This window comes from Pseudarthrobacter sp. BIM B-2242, from assembly GCF_014764445.1.
Taxonomy (GTDB): domain Bacteria; phylum Actinomycetota; class Actinomycetes; order Actinomycetales; family Micrococcaceae; genus Arthrobacter; species Arthrobacter luteus_A.
In genome coordinates, this window is record NZ_CP061721.1 from 785,464 (window position 1) to 804,074 (window position 18,611).

Sequence of the window (18,611 nt, forward strand, 5' to 3'; positions counted from 1 at the left end):
TCAACGGCGGGAAGCGGCCAGTTCCGGCAGGATGCAGTCGGTCAGGAGCGGGGCGAGGTCCGCAGGCGCGGGGATGCCTCGTTCACGCTCCCGGTCCAGCACAGCCAGGTCCAGCCAGCGGATCTCGGCAATCTCGGCCGACGGGTGCGCGGTCCAGGTGCCCGGCGCGAGGAACACCGTGGCTTCAATATCCGTGGCGGCCTCGTTCGCGGCGTCGGCAATCCAGACGCCCATCAACTCCAGGTCGCCGGGCTCGACGACGATGCCCACTTCCTCCTGAAGCTCCCGGGCTGCAGCCTCGACGGCGGTCTCGCCGGACTCGGGCTTGCCGCCGGGGTGCATAAACATGCCGGTGCCGCGCTTGCGGACGGTCAGGAGGCGACCGGCGTCGTCGAAGACGCAGACGGCGGAGACAACGATGCGGGCTTTCACGGCTTCGAGCCTAGCCTGTTGTGTCTTGAGGTTCAGCCGTGCCGCGTCAGCACAGATGACAGCAGAAGGTCCTTGCGCGGACCGCTCACATCCCACGTGTAGCTGAAGGCGTCAGGGCCTTCGCAGGTGTAGGCCACGCGGTACGTATCGGGATCGCACCAGTGCTGGTCCAGGTTGGCTTGCGGGGTGAAGCTCATCCGGTGGAAGGGGCGCCCGTCGGCAAAGAACACGTCCAGCGCGTCGGGCCGGTCGGCGGCTCTGAGCAGGTATTCACGCGAGGCGGGGCCGGTGAACGTGGGCCAGCGCATGGTGCCCTCTTCACGGAGGATGATGCCGTCGTCGCCCGTTGGCGTAAAAAGTACGACGCCGGTGAAGGTTCCGCGGGTGCCTGCGGACCTGTCATGCAGTTGCCGTTCAACAGCCCACTTTCCCGCAGTGGTGGAGCCGGCCTGCGACGGGCCGAGCAAGTAGGCGCGGAGGTGGAACTCCGGGGCAGGAAGCTTCAAGTGCCCTCGATTGGAATCGAACCAACGACACCGGCTTTAGGAGAGCCGTGCTCTATCCACTGAGCTACGAGGGCGCGTGTCCGATGAGCCGGCAGGACCGGTCCGTCCGGACACGGATACAAGCATACAAGGTGGGAGGCCGTACTACGCTCATGGCATGAGTTCTGCCCCGACGTCCCCTGCCGCCGCGGTCTATATTCCGGACACGGCGTCCACCCGCCAATACATCGGCGCCTGGTCCGTCCTGAGTGTCCTGCAGTATTTTGTGGCTGAAGCGGCAGTGATCGGCGCCTGGGCGGGGACGCAGCCGTACGACCGGCGGACCGGCTGGATCAGTGACCTCGGCGCTGTCCACTGCGGGATCTATGACGGCAGGGATGTCTGTTCGCCCTTGCACTGGCTGATGAATGCCTCGTTTGTAGTGCAGGGGCTGGGCATGTTCCTCGGCGCGCTGCTGCTGAGCCCGGGGCTGCTGTGCGTCGCGGCCAGAGCAGGAGCCCTCGTCCGGCCCGGCCGCCGGAAGCCGTGGCGGGCCGCCGTCTGGGTGCGCGTGCTGATGGGCGCCGCGGGTGCGGGAACCATGGTGGTGGGCTTCGTCCCGGAGGACGCGGGCGCATTCCTGCTGCACTTTGCGGGAGCCGTGGCATATTTCCTCAGCGGCGGGGCAGCGCTGGTGGTGCTGGGCGCGCTTTGGTTGAGGCAGACACCGCTGGGCTGGTTTGTGCTGGTATGCGGGCTGGTGTCACTGCTGGCCCTTGCCACCGGCGGCCTGACGGGAATGGACGTTCCCGAGCCGGGCACGCTGGAACGGCTTATGGGCTACCCCATCACAGTGGGTGTGGCCGCGGCGGGCCTGGTGATCGCCCAGCGCGTGCACAGGCACCGGCAGGAGCGGGCGCGTTTCCTTAGCTCAGCGGAGGGGCTCAGGGCCGGCTGAGGAAGAATTCGAGGAAGTCTTCCCGGCGGACCATCACTTTTGTCGGGGCTTCCAACCGAGGAACACCGCTGCCGCCCCCGCAAGGAGGCTGAGGACCAACAGGACCCAGCCCGCAATGGTGAGTCCGGACGCCAGGGCCACCGCGCCGGCGTCGGCCGTTTCCGCAGCCAGCATGGAATCGATGGTGACATTGCCCCATAGCCGGACCGCCGCGAACAGCAGCGGGAAGGCCCACAGGGCCCAGCGGAGCGACTTTTTGGCCACGTTGGTGCCGATCAGCAACAGCCACGTGAAGCCGAAGATCAGCGGGAACAGGGTTCCGGCGGTTTTGTGGACGTAGTTGAGCTGGCCGCGGGCGTCGTCATCCATCGCGGCCCGCAGGTCAGCGATGTAGCTTGTGTCGAAGCCACCCACCAGGGAATCAGGCATGGCCAGCCCGCCGGTGAGCTGCGTGAGCTGGTTCAGGGTCAGCAGGTGGAGATACCAGAACAGAAACAGGCTGACCGCAACGCCGGCGATCAGGATCAGGTTGCTGTTGGACTGGGCTTTCTGCGGCGTGCGGCTGGTGCTCGGGTTGATTACCGGCGGCAGGCTGTGCTGCGGCACAACAGCCTTGGAGCCGTGCTTCTTGATCCGCTGCGCTGGGGTTTTGGCCATGGCACCATTATGGCGCTGCATAGACTGGTTCCATGACCACTGGCCGGCACAGCGCCCTTGAACTTGACCCCGCCCTGGATGATTACCAGCTGGCATCCGCCCTGGTGCGCGAAGCCGGGCAGTTGGCCCTCCTGATGCGCATGGCAGGTCTGCAGTCTCAGCAGAAAACGTCCATTTCGGATGTGGTGACAGCCGCCGACCACGCTGCCGAAGCGTACGTGCTGGAGCAGTTGCAGCGCTGCAGGCCGGAGGACGGAATCCTGGGCGAGGAGGGTGCGTCCGTGGCCGGCACCAGCGGCCGGACCTGGGTGATCGATCCCGTGGACGGCACCTACAACTTCCTGCATGGCTCCACTTACTGGTGCTCGGCCATCGCCCTGAAGGACTCCGCGGACGTGTTGCTGGGTGCGATTTTCCAGCCTGAGGAGGACAAGTTGTGGCTTGGCGGCACGTCCCGCACGGCGACCCTCAACGGCGAGGCTCTGACTTTCTACCGTGACACGGACTCCGGCCAGGACGGCGGGGCACGCAATGCAGCGGCCCTGGCGGAAGTCGGTGCGGCCACCTACATCCACCCCACATGGCTGATGGATCCCCTCTGCGCCATGCCGTGGCACGCTGCCGCGACGTCGGCCGCTGCGCTGCGGATGCTGGGCTCCGGGTCCTGTGACCTTGGCCGCGTGGCCGACGGCCAGCTGGGCTGCTGGTTCCAGCACAGCTGCCCGGAGTGGGACTGGTTGCCCGGGAAGGCAATTGTCCGTGCCGCAGGCGGCGCCACGGACAGTGTGCAGGTCAACGGCCTGGAATGGTTTATGGCAGGGGGCACGACGGCGGTGCGGGAGTTGCGCGAGGCCCTGCTGTCCGGCTCGGTGACCTGAGCCCGGGCTGGCTTAGCGCGCCCGTGTCGTGGCGGATCCGGCGCCGGCAACGCGGCGTTATCCACAGGGTTGGACGTGACTGTCGGCCCCACCGCCTAGACTTGTAGGCACCATGGATATGTTGTTTGACCCGTACTCTGACGGACCGTTCAAGGCCGCCCCGGCGGCCTCCACCCGCACCAAGTCGCGCCCGGAAGACCGTGCCGCGGCAGCCGACCTTGGTGGCGGCGGACGCATCAGCGGTCCCGCGCACAGTGCCGCTGATGGCGCCGCCCAGGCTCCGGAACGGGGGAGTGCAGGGCAGGAAACTTCAGAGCAGGGCTCCCGGCAGAGCGGCGGCTGGGCCAGCCGGCAGCCGCACGGCGACGGGACCGAAGACCACGCGCACCACCGGCCAAATGCCGCGGAACTGCTGGAGGGACTGAACCCGCAGCAGGAGGAAGCCGTCAAGCACGCCGGCACCGCCCTGCTGATTGTGGCCGGCGCCGGCTCGGGCAAAACCCGGGTGCTCAGCAACAGGATCGCTTACCTGATCGCCACGCACCGCGCCCACTACGGCGAGATCCTGGCCATCACCTTCACCAACAAGGCGGCCGCCGAAATGCGGGAGCGCATCGCGGCGCTGGTAGGGGGCCGGGCCAAGATCATGTGGATCTCCACGTTCCACTCCTCCTGCGTGCGCATCCTGCGCCAGGAAGCCGCCAACGTGGGCCTGAAGTCCAACTTCTCCATCTACGACTCCGCCGACTCTTTGCGGCTGGTCACGCAGGTGTCCAAGAGCCTTGACCTGGACCCTAAAAAGTTCGCGCCCAAGGCCATCCAGCACAAGATTTCGGCGCTCAAGAACGAACTCATCGACGCCGATTCCTTCGCCTCCACCGCCAACTTCAACGACCCCTTCGAAAGTGCCGTCGCGGACGTCTTCAAGGGCTACACCCAGCGGCTCCGGCAGGCCAACGCCATGGACTTTGACGACCTCATCGCCGAGACCGTCTACATGTTCCGGGCCTTCCCGGCGCTCGCAGATTCCTACCGCCGCCGGTTCCGGCACGTCCTGGTTGACGAGTACCAGGACACCAACCACGCCCAGTACGCCCTGGTCCGGGAGATTGTGGGCGAAGGCCCAGGTGCCTCCGAGCTCACTGTCGTTGGTGATTCGGACCAGTCCATTTACGCCTTCCGCGGCGCCGACATCCGCAACATCGTTGAGTTCGAGAAGGACTACCCGGAAGCCCGCACCATCAAGCTGGAGCAGAACTACCGCTCCACGCAGAACATTCTCACCGCAGCCAACTCCGTGATCTCCCGGAACCCCAACCGGCCCGAAAAACGGCTGTGGACGGCCGAGGGCGAAGGTCATAAGATCATCGGCTACGTGGGCGAAAACGAGCACGACGAAGCCCAGTTCATCGCCAAGGAAATCGACCGGCTCCAGGACGAGGACAACCTCCGCCCCGGTGATGTCGCCATCTTCTACCGCACCAACGCCCAGTCCCGCTCCATCGAGGACGTGCTGGTCCGGGTTGGACTGCCATACAAGGTGGTGGGCGGAACACGCTTCTACGAACGCAAGGAAATCAAGGACGCCCTGGCCTACCTTCGGGTCCTGGTCAACCCTGACGACGACGTCAACCTCCGCCGCGTCCTTAACGAACCCAAACGCGGCATCGGTGACCGCGCCGAGGGTGCTGTGGCGGCGCTCGCCTCGCGGGAGCGGATGTCGTTTATGGCAGCAGCCCGGCGTGCCGAGGAGGCTCCGAGCATGGCGACGCGTTCCGTAAACGCCGTGCTTGGCTTCGTGAAACTGCTGGACGACCTCGCCGAGGTAGCTACCGGCTCCGGTGCCGCCGCAGCCCTGGAAGCCGTGCTGGAACAGACCGGCTACCTGGCCGGGCTGCGTTCCAGCACGGATCCACAGGACGAGTCCCGCGTGGAGAACCTGGCGGAACTCGTCGCCGTCGTACGTGAATACGAACAGGAGAACCCGGAAGGTTCCCTGGGTGCCTTCCTGGAACAGGTGTCCCTCGTAGCTGACGCGGACCAGATCCCGGACGCGCCCGGGGCGGACATCGACGCCGCGGTGGCGGAGGCCAAACGGCTGGGCGTGGTCACGCTGATGACCCTCCACACCGCCAAGGGCCTCGAGTTCCCGGTGGTGTTCCTGACTGGCATGGAGCACGGGCTGTTCCCGCACCAGCGCTCTGCCACGGACCCGAAGGAGCTTGCGGAAGAGCGCAGGCTGGCCTATGTGGGACTGACCCGCGCCCGGAAGCGGCTGTACGTCACCCGCTCCGAAGTGCGCAGCATGTGGGGCCAGAGCCAGTACAACCCCGCGAGCCAGTTCCTCGAGGAAATCCCGGCCGAGCTGGTGGAATGGAAACGCGAAGGAACCAGCCGGCAGTCCGGCGGCTGGGGGAACAGCGGTTCCATCGGCTCAGGCCGCTACAACGGATCCTTCTGGGGTGCAGGCACGTCCCGGGGTGCCGCCGCCGACTCCTCGGCCGGGTTCAACGCTGACGTCCCCGCCGCCCTCGCCAAGAACCGCGTGCAGCCGCAGAAGGAAATTGTGGCCGTCAGCGTGGGGGACAAGGTCAACCACACCAGCTTCGGAAACGGCACGGTGCTGGCCCTCGAAGGCGCAGGGGACAAGACCGTGGCCAAGGTGAAGTTCGATGTCGGCGAGAAGCGGCTCCTGCTCCGCTACGCGCCGCTGACCAAGCTGGACGCCTGAGGGCAGCGGGGAATTGGCTGCCGCGGCACTGCGGGAGGAGCCCCGGGGCAGCCATAAAGCATAATGGGGACCATGCGACGGACTGTATTGGGGATCTTCGCCGCCTTCACTTTGCTGGCGGCCACGGCGTGCACCATCACCACCGAGGACCCGGGCTATGTGACCCCGCCGCCGCTGCCGCCGTTGGAACAGCTGGAACAGGCAGCCCTGGTGGACCCGGAGGGGTTCGGGGCCGGCCAGGAAGTCCTGTCCTTCATCACCGAGGACCGGAACATTGTGTGTTCGTTGACCTCGGCCAAGGGGGAACACCTCAACCTTCCGTACGAGCCGAACAGTTTTACGGACAGCGCCAACGACAAACTGGCCACCGTTCCCGTAGCCCACTGTGAACTGGCGTCCTACCCCAAACCTGCTGCCGGCGATGTCAAGGATGATTGTGCGGGCACCGGCCTCGGCTACCTCGGGGGAACGGCGCTGCTCACACCGGACAAGGCCACGTACGGGGAATGCCGGTCCGGTGTCACACAAATGGAGGCCACGTACGGGCCCAAAGGGAGCAAGAGCGGTCCGCTTAGCGAACTGCCCGTCCTGGCCGACGGGGCCAACCTGGAACGGAACGGGCTCCGGTGTTCTGCGTATAACCACGGGGTCGCATGCGGAAATGTGTCCGCTGGCGTTGCCTTCTTCGTCACCAGGGATCATTACGAAGCTTTTTCCAAAGGTGCCGAAACCGCCGCCCCTGCCCCGTCTGAAGCCCCAAAAACCCCGTAATCTAGGGCTTTTTCTACGCTCTATAGAATAGTGTGCTTACTCACATAAGAGGTACTGTGGAACGGGCCGGTCCTCAGAGAGGACTAGAGTTCCGAGTGGAGCATCGCACGCTGTGGCTCGTTTCCGGACAGGTCGCAGGTGTGTGCAATCCGCAGCCCGGTCATCGTCTTCGATGGTGCCCGACTGTACAGAAACTACTTCGACGTAGAAGGACACTAAACCGTGGACCTGTTTGAATACCAGGCGCGCGATATGTTCGAGGCGCACGGTGTACCCGTGCTTGCCGGCATCGTGGCGTACACCCCAGAAGAAGCAAAAGCAGCAGCCGACAAAATCGGCGGCGTGACTGTTGTTAAAGCACAGGTCAAGGTAGGCGGTCGCGGCAAGGCCGGCGGCGTCAAGGTAGCCAAGACCGCTGATGAGGCACTTGAGCACTCCACCAACATCCTGGGCATGGACATCAAGGGCCACACCGTCAACAAGGTGATGATTGCCCAGGGTGCCGATATCGCCGAGGAGTACTACTTCTCCGTGCTGCTGGACCGGGCCAACCGCAACTACCTGGCCATGTGCTCGGTTGAAGGCGGCATGGAAATCGAGCAGCTCGCCGTCGAACGCCCGGATGCGCTGGCCAAGATCGCCATCGATCCTGCCGTTGGCATCGACCAGGCCAAGGCTGACGAAATCGTTGCAGCCGCAGGCTTCGCTGAGGAACTGCGCGGCAAGGTCGCCGCCGTGATCCTCAAGCTCTGGGACGTCTTCAAGAAGGAAGACGCCACCCTCGTGGAGGTCAACCCGCTGGTCAAGACCGGCGCGGGCGACATCGTTGCACTGGACGGCAAGGTCACGCTGGACGAGAACGCCGAGTTCCGTCACGCCAAGCACGCGCTCCTCGAAGACAAGGACGCTGCCGACCCGCTTGAGGCCAAGGCCAAGGCGCAGGACCTGAACTACGTCAAGCTGGACGGTCAGGTGGGCATCATCGGTAACGGTGCCGGCCTGGTCATGTCCACCCTGGACGTTGTTGCCTACGCCGGTGAAAACCACGGCAACGTCAAGCCCGCCAACTTCCTGGACATCGGCGGTGGAGCTTCCGCCGAGGTTATGGCTGCAGGCCTTGACGTCATCCTGGGTGACGAGCAGGTCAAGTCCGTGTTCGTGAACGTCTTCGGTGGCATCACCGCGTGTGACGCCGTCGCCAAGGGCATCGTTGGTGCGCTGGCCGAGCTGGGCCACAACGCGAACAAGCCGCTGGTAGTCCGCCTCGACGGCAACAACGTTGAGGAAGGCCGCCGCATCCTGGCCGAGGCCAACCACCCGCTGGTTACCCTGGCCGCCACCATGGACGAGGGCGCCGACAAGGCCGCCGAGCTCGCCAACGCAGCTAAGTAAAGGGACGCACCATGTCTATCTATCTGAACAAGGACTCCAAGGTCATCGTCCAGGGCATCACCGGCGGCGAAGGCACCAAGCACACCGCCCTGATGCTGAAGGCCGGCACCAACATTGTGGGTGGCGTCAACGCCCGCAAGGCCGGCACCACGGTCCTGCACGGCGACACCGAAATCAACGTTTTTGGCACCGTCAAGGAAGCCATCGCTGAAACCGGCGCCGACGTCTCCATCGTCTTCGTCCCGCCGGCATTCACCAAGAACGCTGTTGTGGAAGCCATCGAGGCGGGCATCGGACTGGTCGTTGTCATCACCGAGGGTGTTCCCGTCCAGGATTCAGCCGAGTTCTGGGCACTGGCCCAGTCCAAGGTTGACGCCAACGGCAACCAGGTCACCCGCATCATCGGACCGAACTGCCCCGGCATCATCACCCCGGGTGAGGCGCTGGTCGGCATTACCCCGAACAACATCACCGGAAAGGGCCCCATCGGACTGGTTTCCAAGTCCGGTACCCTGACCTACCAGATGATGTACGAACTGCGCGACCTTGGCTTCTCCACCGCCATCGGCATCGGCGGCGACCCCGTCATCGGCACCACGCACATCGACGCCCTGGCTGCGTTCGAAGCTGACCCCGAGACCAAGGCGATCGTGATGATCGGCGAAATCGGTGGCGACGCTGAAGAGCGCGCTGCCGAGTTCATCAAGGCCAACGTCACCAAGCCCGTTGTTGGCTACGTTGCCGGCTTCACCGCTCCCGAAGGCAAGACCATGGGCCATGCCGGCGCCATCGTCTCAGGTTCCGCCGGAACCGCCCAGGCCAAGAAGGAAGCCCTCGAAGCTGCAGGCGTCAAGGTCGGCAAGACGCCGTCCGAGACCGCCACGCTGCTGCGCGAAGTTTACGCGGCGCTCTAGGCTCACAGCACCACAACGCGGGGTCACTCCCTGCCCCATCCAGAGGTTGGATCGGGCGCGGAGTGACCCCGCGTTGCTGTTTAAGGCGCGTTGCTGCATCAGTGCGGCCTGCATCAGTACGACGGCGTCCGTCACCTTCATCGCGAAGGCAGCGGACGCCGCCGTCGTTAAGTCCGTCCAGCCGGCGTCCCGCGCTGCGCCGGAACCGTGTTGCTATGGAGCGGGGCGGCGGTTGCTGTTGCTTCTCCGTTTCGTTGTTTGTTAGTATGTCAGGACAAATTACTTCAAGGAGAAGCTCAATGCCGCTGGTTCGAATCGATGTCAACGCAGGCCGAAGTCCTGAGGAACTCGGCAACCTCAGCCGTCGCATCCACGACGCCATCCTGGCCGAGTATGGCATTCCCGAGCGGGACTACTTCCACATCGTCACCGAACACGCGCAGGGCCAGATTTTCGCCCAGGATGCCGGCCTGGGGTTTGAGCGGTCCCCTGATGTGGTGATGATCCAGATTTTCACCCAGGGCGGTCGGAGCCAGGCCGCCAAGCAATCGCTCTTTGCGGCCATCGCCGCACGGCTAGCCGAGGTTGGCGTCGCCGGCGAGGACGTATTCCTGGGCTACGTGGAAAACACCGCCAGCGATTGGTCCTTTGGCTTCGGCCGCGCCCAATATGTCACGGGTGAACTGGCAGTTCCGCGCAAATAGCAGTTTTGCGCGGCCCGATTTCGGGACCGTCTGGAGACCTGTTTCCCAAGACTACGTTTCGTTGTAGTTATGTCAGTACAAAGCTTTGACAGGACATGAATTCTGGTGCAGAGTAGTGGTTGTGGCCCCGCTCACGTGCGGCCCCGCCAGGCACCGGAGCTCAGTCCCAAGAGTTCACAACAGAAAGGTCCGCGATCACCGTGAACCATGAACTGCTCACGATCGGGCGCATCAGCGTTGATATCTACCCGAACGACATCGGGGTGGACCTGGAGGACGTGCAGTCCTTCGGCAAGTACCTCGGAGGCTCACCCTCAAACGTCGCCGTGGCAGCCGCCCGGCATGGCCGCCGGACCGGCGTGATCACCCGCACCGGCGATGACGCCTTTGGCACCTACCTGCACCGCGAACTGCACAAGTTCGGCGTCGACGACTCCTTCGTCACCCCGGTCAAGGAATGGCCCACCGCCGTGACGTTCTGTGCGATCAAGCCGGCGACGGACGAGTTCCCGCTGTACTTTTACGGCCGGTTCCCCACGGCACCGGACCTGCAGATCAAGGCCGAAGAGCTTGACCTGGACGCGATTCGGAACGCCCGGATTTTCTGGTCCACGGTGACCGGTTTGTGCCAGGAGCCCAGCCGCGAAGCGCACCTTGCGGCCCATGAGGCCCGGGACCGCGACCAGCTCAAGATCGGCCAGTTCACCGTCCTTGACCTGGACTACCGGCCCATGTTCTGGGCTTCCGAAGCGGAAGCCCGGGAACAGATCGCCAAGATCCTGCCCCACGTCACAGTCGCGATCGGCAACGACAAGGAATGCGCTGTTGCGGTCGGCGAGGGAACTCCCGACGAGCAGGCCGACCGGCTGCTGGCTGCCGGCGTCGAGATCGCCGTAGTCAAGCTTGGCCCCGAAGGTGTGATGGCCAAGACCCGCACGGAACGCGTGGTGTCGGCACCGGTGAAGGTGGAGACCGTCAACGGCCTGGGCGCCGGCGATTCCTTCGGCGGCGCATTCTGCCACGGACTGCTGTCCGGCTGGCCGCTCGCCGAGGTGCTGGACTTCGCCAACGCTGCCGGTGCCATTGTGGCCTCGCGACTGTCCTGCGCTGATGCGATGCCGACGCCGGAAGAGGTCACCTCACTGCTGGCCGAGCGCGGCCGGCTGGTGCCCGCGTTCGCCGGAACAGCCGCAGGCACGTCCCCTGAATCAGTTTCCGAAGGAGCAGCGTCTTGAGCCTCAACGACGATCCCCGCCGCTATGAACACCTGAGCCGGATCAGGCTGGAAGACCCGGACGCCGTTGCCCGGGCAGCCGCCTCGCGCCGCCGCCATCCCGGCCTGAAGTACGGTGTCCAGAGCTTTATTGTCGCCGCCGACCACCCGGCCCGCGGCGCCCTCGCTGTCGGCAACGATCCGGTGGCCATGGCGGACCGGCGTGGTCTGCTGGACCGCCTGCAGATCGCCCTGGCGAACCCCGCCGTGGACGGCATCCTGGCCTCTCCTGACGTCATGGATGACCTGCTCCTGCTCGGCGCTTTGGAAGGGAAACTCGTTTTCGGTTCCATGAACCGGGGTGGACTCTCCGGGCTGGTGAATGAGGTCGATGACCGCTTCACCGGCCACACAGCGGCCGCGCTGGAGGCGCTGGGCGCGGACGGCGGGAAGATGCTGACACGGATCTGTCTGGGGGATCCGGATACGGTGGCCATGCTGGAAGCGACGGCCAAGGCCATTGATTCGCTGGCTGCGCGTAAGCTGATCGCCATGGTGGAGCCCTTCCTGTCCTCGTGGCAGAACGGCAGGGTCCGCAACGACCTGAGCCCGGACGCCGTGATCAAGTCCATCGCGATTGCCGAGGGCCTGGGTTCCACGAGCGCCTACACATGGATGAAACTGCCTGTAGTCGCGGAGATGGAACGCGTGATGGCCGCGACCACCATGCCCACAGTGCTGCTGGGCGGCGATCCGGAAGGCACTCAGGACGAGGTGTTTGCCAGCTGGCAGGCCGCCCTCGCGCTGCCAGGGGTCCAGGGGCTCACGGTCGGGCGGACGCTGTTGTATCCGGCCGACGGCGACGTTGCCGGAGCCGTCGCGACCGCCGCGTCCCTGCTCAAGACCCCTGTGCTGCAGTCCTCAGCGAAAGTATCGGAGTAACCATCGTGGGAACAACAACCCGCCGCATGACAGTGGCCCAGGCCGTCGTCGAGTACCTGTCCAGGCAGTACACCGTGGACTCCATCAACGGGGTGGAGTTCCGGGAGCGCCTGATTCCGGGCACGTTCGGGATTTTCGGGCACGGCAATGTTGCCGGTGTGGGCCAGGCGTTGAAGCAGTACCAGCAGCTGGACCCGAGCATCATGCCGTACTACCAGGGCCGGAACGAGCAGGCCCAGTCGCATCAGGCCGTGGGTTACGCACGCCATACCCGTCGGCGCCAGACCTTTGCGATCAGCACCTCGATCGGGCCGGGTTCCTCGAACCTGCTGACCGGTGCCGCTTTGGCCACCACGAACCGTTTGCCGGTGCTGCTGCTGCCGAGTGACACGTTCGCGACCCGTGCCGCTGACCCGGTCCTGCAGCAGCTGGAGCAGCCGTACGCGTACGACATCACCGTCAACGACGCGTTCCGGCCGCTGTCGAAGTTCTTTGACCGGGTGTCCCGGCCGGAGCAGCTGTTCTCGGCGTTCCACCACGGTCTGCGGGTCCTGACGGATCCGGCCGAGACCGGCGCTGTGACCATTTCGCTGCCGCAGGATGTCCAGGCCGAGGCCTTTGACGTGCCCGAGGAGTTCCTGGCCGAGCGTGAGTGGCGGATCCGCCGCCCTGACGCGGATGATGCGGACATCGCCCGCGCCGCTGCCGCGATACGTGCCGCGAAGCGTCCGCTGATCATCGCCGGCGGCGGCGTGCTCTACGCCTACGCCAACGATGAACTGGCCACGTTCGTGGAGCTGACAGGGATCCCGGTAGGCAACACGCAGGCCGGCGTCGGCGTCCTGCCCTGGGACCACCCGTTCTCCCTCGGCGCGATCGGCTCCACCGGCACGACGGCGGCGAACGCCATCGCTGCGGAGGCGGACCTGATCATCGGGATCGGCACCCGGTATGAGGACTTCACCACCGCGTCGCGGACCGCGTTCCAGAACCCGGACGTGCGCTTCATCAACATCAACGTCGCCGCGATCGACGCGTACAAGCACGGCACCACGCTCCCAATCGTGGCCGACGCCCGCAAGGCCCTGGTCAAACTCAACGCGGCGCTCGGCGGATACCGGGTCGGCGCGGACCTGGAGCAGCAGGTCGCGGCGGAGAAGAAGCGCTGGGACGCCACCGTCGATGAAGCCTTCGACACCCGGTACACGCCGTTGCCGGCGCAGAACGAGATCATCGGCGCCACGTCCCGGGCCATGGATGCGGCCGACGTCGTGATCTGTGCGGCCGGGTCGCTGCCCGGGGACCTGCACAAGATGTGGCGGGTCCGGGATCCGTTCGGCTACCACGTGGAATACGCGTACTCCTGCATGGGCTACGAAATCCCCGGTGGCCTCGGCGTCAAGCGCGCCGCGCTGGCCGAGGCCGCGCGCGGCGGCGAGCAGCGCGATGTTGTGGTGATGGTGGGGGACGGCTCCTACCTGATGATGCACACCGAACTGGTCACCGCCGTCGCCGAACGCATCAAACTGATTGTGGTCCTGATCCAGAACCACGGCTACGCCTCCATCGGCTCCCTGTCCGAGATGCTGGGTTCGCAGCGGTTCGGGACCCAGTACCGGGCCCTGAACGAAGAGGAACACAGCTTCGACGACGGCGACACCCTCCCGGTGGACCTGGCACTGAACGCCGAATCCCTGGGTGTGAAGGTGGTCCGGATCGAACCGGGGGAGAAGGTCATCGCCGAACTCGAACAGGCCATCCGGGACGCCAAGGCCGCCCCCGAACGCGGCGGGCCTATCCTGATCCACGTCGAATCCGACCCGCTGCTGGACGCACCCTCCTCCGAGTCCTGGTGGGACGTGCCCGTCTCTGCCGTTTCCGAGCTGGAGTCCACCCAGCAGGCCTTCCAGACCTACACCGACCACAAGAACCGCCAGCGCAAACTGCTCGGCTAAACCCACACTCCTTTTCGAACTACTCAAGGAAGAGTCCCATGACTGCCACCTCCACTGAGACCACCACCATCCACCACTTCATCAACGGCGCCGAAACCGCCGGTGAGGGCACCCGTACCCAGCCCGTCTACAACCCGGCCACCGGTGCCGTCTCCGCCCAGCTGCGCCTGGCCAACCGGGCGGACCTGGACGCCACCGTCGCCGCGGCCCGCAAGGCCGCCGATACCTGGGGCGATATTTCCCTGGCCAAGCGCACCGCGGTGCTGTTCAAGTTCCGCGAACTGGTCGCCGCCCACGTGAACGATCTCGCCGAACTGATCACCGCCGAGCACGGCAAGGTCCTCTCCGACGCGAAGGGCGAGATCGGCCGTGGCCTGGAAGTCATCGAGTTTGCGTGCGGTATCCCGACCCTGCTCAAGGGTGACTACTCGGACCAGGTCTCCACCGGCATCGACGTGTTCTCCTTCCGCGAGCCGCTCGGTGTCGTCGCCGGGATCACCCCGTTCAACTTCCCGGTCATGGTGCCGTTGTGGATGGCCCCTATGGCCATCGCCACCGGCAACGCCTTCATCCTCAAGCCCTCCGAACGCGACCCCTCCGCCTCCATGCTGCTGGCGAAGCTGTGGAAGCAGGCCGGTCTGCCCGACGGCGTGTTCCAGGTCCTGCACGGCGATAAGGAGACCGTGGACGGGCTCCTGACCCACCCGGACGTGGACGGCATCTCCTTCGTCGGGTCCACCCCGATCGCCCAGTACGTCCACGAGACCGCCACCAAGCACGGCAAGCGCGTCCAGGCCTTGGGCGGGGCGAAGAACCACGCCATCGTGATGCCCGACGCCGACCTGGACAACGCCGCGGACCACCTCGCCGCCGCCGCGTTCGGCTCCGCCGGGGAGCGCTGCATGGCGATCTCCGTGGCCGTCGCCGTGGGTGACGCTGCGGACCTGATCGTGAAGAAGGTCGAAGAACGCGCCCTGGCCGTGAAGGTCACCAACGGCACCGCCCCCGGCGCCGAAATGGGCCCGGTCATCACGCCCGCGTCCAAGGAACGTATCGTCAGGATTGTCACCGAAGCCGAAACCGCCGGCGCTGCGATGGTGGTGGACGGCCGCGACCTCGTCGTCCCCGGCCACGAAGACGGCTTCTGGGTGGGCCCCACCGTCATCGACCACGTCAAAACCGAAATGACCGCCTACACCGAGGAAATCTTCGGACCCGTCCTCGTCGTGGTCCGCGTTGACACCCTGGAAGACGGCATCAACCTGATCAACTCCAACCCCTACGGCAACGGCACCGCCATCTTCACCTCATCCGGCGCCAACGCCCGCACGTTCCAGCGTTCCGTGACCGTGGGCATGATCGGCATCAACGTGCCCCTGCCCGTCCCGGTGGCCTACCACTCCTTCGGCGGCTGGAAAGCCTCGCTCTTCGGCGACAAGCACATCTACGGCCCCGAAGGCGTCTCCTTCTACACCCGCGGCAAAGTGGTCACCTCCCGCTGGCCCGAACCCACCCACGCCTCCGGCGCAAGCTACAACTTCCCGTCCAACTAGCAACCACCATCGATTGCTCCGTAAACGCCGTTTTGAGCGTCCAAAAGGGCCATTACGGAGCAATCGATGAGAAGGAAAGTCATGACTGACGTCGAGAACAAGCTCATCATCGGCACCGCCCCTGACTCCTGGGGTGTCTGGTTTCCGGACGATCCCCAGCAGACCCCGTGGGAGCGTTTCCTGGACGAGGTTGCAGAGTCGGGTTACAAGTGGATCGAACTGGGTCCCTACGGCTACCTGCCCAACGACCCCACCCGCCTGGCCGAAGAGCTCAAGGCCCGCGACCTGAAGGTCACTGCCGGAACGGTCTTCACGGCTTTCCACCGCGGCGCCAAACAGTATGACGAGGCCTGGGAGCCTGCCCGCAAGGTGGCCGAACTGACGGCAGCCATGGGCGGCGAACACATCGTGGTCATCCCGGCGATGTGGCGTGATGACGTCACCGGCGAAGCCGTCGAAAGCGGCGAACTGACCGATGAGCAGTGGGCAGACCTGTTCGCTGGCCACAACCGTATGGGCAAGGTCCTGCTGGAGGACTTCGGCCTGCAGCAGCAGTTCCACTCCCACGCTGACTCCCACGTCGGTGCCCAGCAGGACATCGAGACCTTGCTGGCCGCTACCGACCCCAAGTACCTGAACCTGTGCCTGGACACCGGTCACGCGGAATACTGCGGAGCCTCCAGCCTTGAACTGATCAAGAACTACCCGGACCGCATCGGCTACCTGCACCTGAAGCAGATCAACCCGGAGGTCCTCAGACAAGTCAACGAGGAAAACATGACCTGGGCAGCAGCCAACCTCGCAGGCGTGATGACGGAGCCTCCGAACGGCCTGCCGGACCTGCGCGCCGTCATCGAGGCTGTGGAAGCACTCAACCGTCCGATCTTCGGCATTGTTGAGCAGGACATGTACCCCGTCGCGTTCGACGTCCCGATGCCCATCGCCAAGCGCACCCGCAACTACCTGCTCTCCTGCGGATCCCGCACCCGGGTCCAGTAGCTCAACCGAACCTCACGAAGGACAGAAAAGTGACAAAGACTCTCCGCGTAGCCGTCATTGGCGCAGGCCGAATGGGTGCGGACCACATCAAGCGCCTCAGCACGCGCATCCACGGCGCTGAAGTAGCCGCCGTCGTCGACGTCGACCTTGCCCGTGCGCAGGCCGCCATCGAAGGCATCGACGGTGCGTCGGCCCTGGCCAGCGCCGACGAAGCGCTCAACAACGGCGACGTCAACGCCGTGCTGATCGCCACGCCGGGCTTCCTCCACGAGGAAATCCTGTATAAGGCCCTTGAGAAGGGTTTCCCCATCCTCTGCGAAAAGCCGCTCACGCCGGATGCGGAGAGCGCCTGGAAGGTGGTCCAGGCCGAGGTCGCTGCGGGCCGCAAGCTCATCCAGGTCGGTTTTATGCGGCGCTTCGACGCGGAGTACGCGGCGCTGGGTTCGGTCATCCGCAACGGCGAACTGGGGGAGCTGCTGATGCTGCACCACCAGCACCGCAACCCGAGCACCCCCGAGGGCTTCACCAACGAGATGCTCATCAACGACTCCGTGGTCCACGAGTTCGACGCGATCCGCTACTTCACCGGTGAGGAAATCACCTCGGTCCAGGTCCGCCTCGGCAAAGCCACGCGCAATGCCCCAAACGGCCAGCACGATCCCCAGCACGTCCTGCTGGAGACCGAATCCGGTGTCCTGGCCGACGTCGAGATCTACGTCAACGCCAAGTTCGGTTACCAGGTGGCCACGCAGGCGTCCTTCGAGGACGGCATCGTGAGCATCGGCGGGGACAGCGGACCGTACATCCAGACGGCCGGCAAGTGGGGCGGCAACGTCACCCCCGGGTTCGAGGACCGCTTCGGGGCGGCCTACGACGTCGAGGTCCAGGCCTGGGTGGATGGCGCCCTTCGCGGGGAAATCGGCGGCCCCACCGCCTGGGACGGTTACGCCACCGCAGCGTGCTGCGAGGCCGGCGTCGAGGCCCAGAAATCAGGCGAGAAGGTCAAAGTCCAGCTGAACACCAAGCCTGCGCTGTACAGCTAGCCTTCGGTTGGACCAAGGGCGGCCTGCCGGCAGCAGACCGGCAGGCCGCCCCTCTATGCAGCATCGAAGTTTTCCGAACCACAAAGGAGTGACCATGAAAATCGCCCTGGACCCCACCCCGTTCCACCACAGCCACAGCCTGCTGGAATTCCCGCGCGTGGCCGCCGATCTTGGCTACAAGTACCTGCAGATGACCCCGCACGCAGACATGATCCCGTTCTATAACCACCCCAAGGCCGACGACGAACTGGTGGTCCAGCTGAAGAAGGAGTGCAAGGACGCCGGTGTGGAAATCGCTTCGGTGCTTCCGGTCCTGCGCTGGTCCGGCCCGGATGAGGACGCCCGCGAGGCTGCCGTCCGCTATTGGAAGCGCGCCATCCAGATCGCCGTGGACCTCGGTGTCAATACGATGAACACCGAATTCAGCGGCCGGCCCGAGAAAGCCGAAGAGTCCGAGCGCGCCTTCTACCGCTCCATGGAGGAGCTGCTGCCGATCATTGAACGCGAGGGCCTGGACGTCCTGATCGACCCGCACCCGGACGACTTCGTCGAGGACGGCCTCGCGGCCATCCGCGTCATCCGGGGTGTGAACTCGCCCAACATCGGCATGGTCTATGTCGCCTCGCACTCGTTCCACATGGGCAACAAGCCGCTGGAAATCATGCGTGCCGCCGGGGACAGACTCCGCCTGGTCCATGTTTCGGACACGATGGACCACCATGCGTCCCACGGCCTGCGCTACATCACCAACCCGCCCGGAAACGCCGTCCGCGTCCACCAGCACCTGAAGATCGGCGACGGCGACGTCAACTGGGACGAGTTCTTTGGCGGCCTCAAGGAAATCGGCTTCCTGGACAAGGACAACACCGTGATGGTGTCCAGCGTCTTCGCCGAGGACGAGAACGCCGAGGACGTCTCCCGCTACCAGCTGGAGACGATGGGCCAGTACATCGACAAGGTCAAGTAGTGGGGGGCGACGCGAAG

The 18,611-nt window shown here is 65.2% G+C and carries 17 protein-coding genes and 1 tRNA gene; 14 read left to right on the forward strand and 4 right to left on the reverse strand.

What is annotated here, in order from left to right; translation table 11 throughout:
- The 3 genes from IDT60_RS03720 to IDT60_RS03730 form a co-directional block, all read right to left on the reverse strand.
- On the reverse strand, positions 1-432 hold the full coding sequence (locus IDT60_RS03720) for an NUDIX domain-containing protein (RefSeq protein WP_191080904.1): 432 nt from the start codon (positions 430-432) through the stop codon (positions 1-3).
- A gap of 32 nt (positions 433-464) precedes the next feature.
- Entirely contained in the window at positions 465-938 is a 474-nt protein-coding gene (locus tag IDT60_RS03725; RefSeq protein WP_370590719.1) for a DUF6314 family protein, read from the reverse strand.
- A 1-nt stretch (position 939) separates the two neighbouring features.
- Positions 940-1,012, reverse strand: a tRNA-Arg gene (locus tag IDT60_RS03730).
- 83 nt (positions 1,013-1,095) lie between these two features.
- On the opposite strand from IDT60_RS03730, the gene IDT60_RS03735 reads away from it, so the two are divergent.
- Positions 1,096-1,875, forward strand: a complete 780-nt coding sequence (locus IDT60_RS03735) for a DUF998 domain-containing protein (RefSeq protein WP_164202122.1) — start codon at positions 1,096-1,098, stop codon at positions 1,873-1,875.
- A 33-nt stretch (positions 1,876-1,908) separates the two neighbouring features.
- On the opposite strand, the gene IDT60_RS03740 is transcribed toward IDT60_RS03735, so the two are convergent.
- Positions 1,909-2,532, reverse strand: a complete 624-nt coding sequence (locus tag IDT60_RS03740; RefSeq protein ID WP_191080905.1) for a hypothetical protein — start codon at positions 2,530-2,532, stop codon at positions 1,909-1,911.
- A 32-nt stretch (positions 2,533-2,564) separates the two neighbouring features.
- Between IDT60_RS03740 and IDT60_RS03745 the strand changes: the two genes are divergently transcribed.
- From IDT60_RS03745 to IDT60_RS03805, 13 genes are all read left to right on the forward strand, one after another.
- Positions 2,565-3,410: an inositol monophosphatase family protein gene (locus IDT60_RS03745; RefSeq protein ID WP_191080906.1), complete on the forward strand. Its 846-nt coding sequence runs from the start codon at positions 2,565-2,567 to the stop codon at positions 3,408-3,410.
- Between the two features lie 112 nt (positions 3,411-3,522).
- Positions 3,523-6,141 (forward strand): DNA helicase PcrA, encoded by a 2,619-nt coding sequence (gene pcrA, locus IDT60_RS03750; protein WP_191080907.1) that lies wholly within the window; start codon positions 3,523-3,525, stop codon positions 6,139-6,141.
- 63 nt (positions 6,142-6,204) lie between these two features.
- Positions 6,205-6,912, forward strand: coding sequence for a hypothetical protein (locus tag IDT60_RS03755; protein ID WP_191080908.1), 708 nt, complete (start codon positions 6,205-6,207; stop codon positions 6,910-6,912).
- Positions 6,913-7,134: 222 nt separating this feature from the next.
- Positions 7,135-8,304 carry an ADP-forming succinate--CoA ligase subunit beta gene (gene sucC, locus IDT60_RS03760; RefSeq protein ID WP_191080909.1) on the forward strand — a complete coding sequence of 390 codons (1,170 nt, stop codon included), beginning with the start codon at positions 7,135-7,137 and terminating at the stop codon, positions 8,302-8,304.
- A gap of 11 nt (positions 8,305-8,315) precedes the next feature.
- A complete protein-coding gene (sucD, locus tag IDT60_RS03765; RefSeq protein ID WP_164202106.1) occupies positions 8,316-9,218 on the forward strand; it encodes a succinate--CoA ligase subunit alpha in 903 nt (300 codons plus the stop codon).
- Positions 9,219-9,517: 299 nt separating this feature from the next.
- The gene (locus IDT60_RS03770) at positions 9,518-9,922 is read left to right on the forward strand and encodes a tautomerase family protein (RefSeq protein ID WP_191080910.1); all 405 of its coding nucleotides are present in this window, start codon (positions 9,518-9,520) and stop codon (positions 9,920-9,922) included.
- Between the two features lie 200 nt (positions 9,923-10,122).
- Positions 10,123-11,157 carry a 5-dehydro-2-deoxygluconokinase gene (gene iolC / locus IDT60_RS03775; protein ID WP_191080911.1) on the forward strand — a complete coding sequence of 345 codons (1,035 nt, stop codon included), beginning with the start codon at positions 10,123-10,125 and terminating at the stop codon, positions 11,155-11,157.
- On the forward strand, positions 11,154-12,077 hold the full coding sequence (locus tag IDT60_RS03780; protein WP_164202100.1) for a deoxyribose-phosphate aldolase: 924 nt from the start codon (positions 11,154-11,156) through the stop codon (positions 12,075-12,077). Before iolC ends, IDT60_RS03780 begins: the two co-directional genes overlap by 4 nt.
- Positions 12,078-12,103: 26 nt before the next feature.
- The gene (iolD, locus tag IDT60_RS03785; RefSeq protein ID WP_191081817.1) at positions 12,104-14,032 is read left to right on the forward strand and encodes a 3D-(3,5/4)-trihydroxycyclohexane-1,2-dione acylhydrolase (decyclizing); all 1,929 of its coding nucleotides are present in this window, start codon (positions 12,104-12,106) and stop codon (positions 14,030-14,032) included.
- A gap of 38 nt (positions 14,033-14,070) precedes the next feature.
- Entirely contained in the window at positions 14,071-15,585 is a 1,515-nt protein-coding gene (locus tag IDT60_RS03790) for a CoA-acylating methylmalonate-semialdehyde dehydrogenase (RefSeq protein WP_191080912.1), read from the forward strand.
- An 81-nt stretch (positions 15,586-15,666) separates the two neighbouring features.
- Complete coding sequence (locus IDT60_RS03795; protein ID WP_191080913.1) at positions 15,667-16,584, forward strand: sugar phosphate isomerase/epimerase; 918 nt, start codon at positions 15,667-15,669, stop codon at positions 16,582-16,584.
- A gap of 29 nt (positions 16,585-16,613) precedes the next feature.
- Positions 16,614-17,627, forward strand: coding sequence for a Gfo/Idh/MocA family protein (locus IDT60_RS03800; protein WP_191080914.1), 1,014 nt, complete (start codon positions 16,614-16,616; stop codon positions 17,625-17,627).
- 94 nt (positions 17,628-17,721) lie between these two features.
- Positions 17,722-18,594: a sugar phosphate isomerase/epimerase gene (locus tag IDT60_RS03805; RefSeq protein ID WP_191080915.1), complete on the forward strand. Its 873-nt coding sequence runs from the start codon at positions 17,722-17,724 to the stop codon at positions 18,592-18,594.
- Positions 18,595-18,611 lie beyond the last annotated feature (17 nt).

Bases quoted from the DNA above. Each gene is read 5' to 3' on its own strand.
- IDT60_RS03735 (WP_164202122.1), top strand. From the start codon at position 1,096: ATGAGTTCTGCCCCGACGTCCCCTGCCGCCGCGGTCTATATTCCGGAC.
- IDT60_RS03740 (WP_191080905.1), bottom strand. From the start codon at position 2,532: ATGGCCAAAACCCCAGCGCAGCGGATCAAGAAGCACGGCTCCAAGGCT.
- IDT60_RS03745 (WP_191080906.1), top strand. From the start codon at position 2,565: ATGACCACTGGCCGGCACAGCGCCCTTGAACTTGACCCCGCCCTGGAT.
- pcrA (WP_191080907.1), top strand. From the start codon at position 3,523: ATGGATATGTTGTTTGACCCGTACTCTGACGGACCGTTCAAGGCCGCC.
- IDT60_RS03755 (WP_191080908.1), top strand. From the start codon at position 6,205: ATGGGGACCATGCGACGGACTGTATTGGGGATCTTCGCCGCCTTCACT.
- sucD (WP_164202106.1), top strand. From the start codon at position 8,316: ATGTCTATCTATCTGAACAAGGACTCCAAGGTCATCGTCCAGGGCATC.
- IDT60_RS03770 (WP_191080910.1), top strand. From the start codon at position 9,518: ATGCCGCTGGTTCGAATCGATGTCAACGCAGGCCGAAGTCCTGAGGAA.
- iolD (WP_191081817.1), top strand. From the start codon at position 12,104: ATGACAGTGGCCCAGGCCGTCGTCGAGTACCTGTCCAGGCAGTACACC.
- IDT60_RS03790 (WP_191080912.1), top strand. From the start codon at position 14,071: ATGACTGCCACCTCCACTGAGACCACCACCATCCACCACTTCATCAAC.
- IDT60_RS03795 (WP_191080913.1), top strand. From the start codon at position 15,667: ATGACTGACGTCGAGAACAAGCTCATCATCGGCACCGCCCCTGACTCC.
- IDT60_RS03805 (WP_191080915.1), top strand. From the start codon at position 17,722: ATGAAAATCGCCCTGGACCCCACCCCGTTCCACCACAGCCACAGCCTG.